At 43.0% G+C, this 2,711-nt stretch carries 2 protein-coding genes; one reads left to right on the plus strand and one right to left on the minus strand.

Going from position 1 to position 2,711, the window contains the following annotated elements:
• Positions 1-123 precede the first annotated feature (123 nt).
• Complete coding sequence (locus Q0791_RS24670; protein WP_299011916.1) at positions 124-1,839, plus strand: thiamine pyrophosphate-requiring protein; 1,716 nt, start codon at positions 124-126, stop codon at positions 1,837-1,839.
• A 20-nt stretch (positions 1,840-1,859) separates the two neighbouring features.
• Here the strand turns inward: Q0791_RS24670 and Q0791_RS24675 are convergent, their stop codons facing one another.
• Positions 1,860-2,561 (minus strand): heme-binding protein, encoded by a 702-nt coding sequence (locus Q0791_RS24675; RefSeq protein WP_299011917.1) that lies wholly within the window; start codon positions 2,559-2,561, stop codon positions 1,860-1,862.
• Positions 2,562-2,711 lie beyond the last annotated feature (150 nt).

The raw sequence follows: 2,711 nt of genomic DNA on the forward strand, positions 1-2,711 counted from the left end.
GAGAAAGCCACAACTTAATATAACATCAGCCGAATTCAACGCGATGACAGTAATGCGTTAAACCGATCTGAGGTTAACTAAACTTAACAACATCGAATGGAAACACACCTATAAGGCGCATCCATGATGGATAATCATCGTAAAAAAATTACATTGAATGCAAATCAGATCGGAGAAGCACTGCTAGAACTTCTCACCCTTCGAAACATTGAGTATTTTTTTGCTGTAGGAAGCGGAACAGACTTTCCCGCCATCATAGAAGCCTATTTAGAAAAACAAAGTCACTACCCTAAACCTATCATCGCCGTACATGAATTGCCCGGCATAGCCATGGCCCACGGTTATGCTATGGTTGCGGAAAAAACGCCATGCATTATGCTACATACCATAGTTGGAGGCGCGTTAGGTGTGATGGGGATCATCAATGCTGCTAGAGCAAAAATTCCTCTGTATGTGATCGCTGGGCGGACAGCCATCACTGAAAAGGGACAAAAAGGATCCCGTTCGCATATTGTGCATTGGGGACAAGAATCTTTTGATCAAGGCACAATGTTTAGAGAATTTGTCAAATGGGATTATGAACTAAGAGCACCTGAACAACTAGAAACTCTAGTCGATAGAGGGCTGGCTATCAGTCAAAGTCAACCACAAGGCCCAGTTTATCTCGCTTTACCCGTGGAGATAAGTGGCGCCCCTATTATTGATCACAAGGTGTATCAATCACCTCAATTAACACCAGTCACTGCAGGCATACCAGATGAATTATCCATCAAAAAAGCGATAGAACTATTATCAAAAGCCAATAATCCTATCATTTTGGTCAGTATGCTAGGTAAAAGCTCTGCAGCTGTCGCCGCATTAGTTAACTTTGCTGAAGCCATGTCTATTGGTGTCATTGAATCTAACCCCAGTTACATGAACTTTCCTCAAAACCATCCATTGCATTTAGGCTTTGACGTCAGTGCTTACCTTAACAATGCCGATGTTATTCTACTCATTGAAACCCCTGTTCCCTGGTTGCCTAACAACCAGACACTCTCAGATAACACCATAGTGATTTCCCTCTCGGACGACCCACTTTACAGCCAATACCCTTATCGCAGTTTTCCTAACGATCTGAGTTTATCAGGCGATCCGAGTCAAACACTCACCGCACTATTAAAACAGTGCCCCGTTCAACAAAACAATACAAAAAGATTGGCGCAATATAAAAAATGCCGACAATTCAATCAAAAAACAAGGCAAATAAACATAGATGAAAGTAGAAATCTCACCCCCATTAGTCCCATTTGGGTCGCCCACTGCCTTTCTCAAGTACTACAGCCTCTAGATATTGTGATCACAGAGTTTATTCTTGATCTCACTCAAACCTGTTTTACTCAAGCTGGCACTTATTTCAATCATGCAAGTTCCGGCGGCTTAGGTTGGTCCTTAGGCGCCGCTTTAGGCGCAAAATTGGCTAAGCCTGATAGGCGGGTGTTCTGTGTGGTTGGCGATGGCACCTATACCTTTGGTGTGCCTGTGGCGACACACCATATGTCTAGGCTGCATGATCTTCCTGTTTTTTTTATAGTATTAAATAATGCCGCTTGGGATAGGACACGCATGGCCAGCCGAGCTTTTTCCAATCGTAATACAGCCGATAACAAAAATAATATTCCTTTATGTGAACTCTCTCCAACACCTGCTTATGAAGACATCTGTAAAGCCGCAGGCGGGTATGGTGAAAAAGTGACAGATCCAAACGAGCTTCCTTCAGCCTTAATACGTGCTTTGAGCATAATGGAGCAAGAAAACAAACAAGTCCTCCTCAATGTCATAACCAGTAAAAGCAAATAAAACACCTATTTTCATAAAAACTATAACGACATGCCCTTCCAGTTTTCATTAGGTTCAAAGGGTTCTGGATAATAACCCGCAGCCTTAATCGCGTTAATCGCGGCATATTCGTCTTTATCTGACGTATCCCCGCTAATGCCCACCGCCCCAATCACTTGCGCTTCATCATTACGAATGAGGACGCCACCAGGCACATCGACCCATTGACCCTTTGAAACCCCGGTTAACGCACCCGCAAACACAGGTCGATTTCGTAACCGTTCACCTAGCACTCGTGTCGACACTCCCATCCCCAATGCGCCATAGGCTTTTGCATTTGCTAACTCGGCTCTAAATATCCCCGCTCCATCTTGCCGCTTTAATGCCACAATATGGCCTCCCGCATCCAAGATCACCACAGTCATAGGCAACATGCTCTCTTCTTTTGCTATGCTAAGCGCTTTATCTAAAATGATATCCGCTTTGGCTAACGGTAAGGTCACCATAATATTGGCCACTGCGGGGCTATCGACAATGGCTTGAGGTAACGTATCGTCTTTATTGCCATTATTAGCCATCAATATACCTGTTTGATTACCAAGTTGATAGGAACCTTGCTCTTCACTGGCTGCAAGAGTGTTTTGACCTAAAATAAAAAATATCATCACGTAAACAACCCCAATGACACCGAAAAGTAATATAGAAGCGAAATAGCGATAAAGTAAATTGCGTAACCCTTTCATAAACAACCAACCTAATTTTATCCAAATAGGTTTATTGCAATTTATTCGCCTACTTTCGACTTCAACTATAATCAACCTCAGATCGGTTTAACGCATTACTGTCATCGCGTTGAATTCGGCTGATGTTATATTAAGTTGTGGCTTTCTCTC

It is taken from the genome of uncultured Shewanella sp. (genome assembly GCF_947495455.1).
Classification (GTDB): Bacteria; Pseudomonadota; Gammaproteobacteria; order Enterobacterales; family Shewanellaceae; genus Shewanella.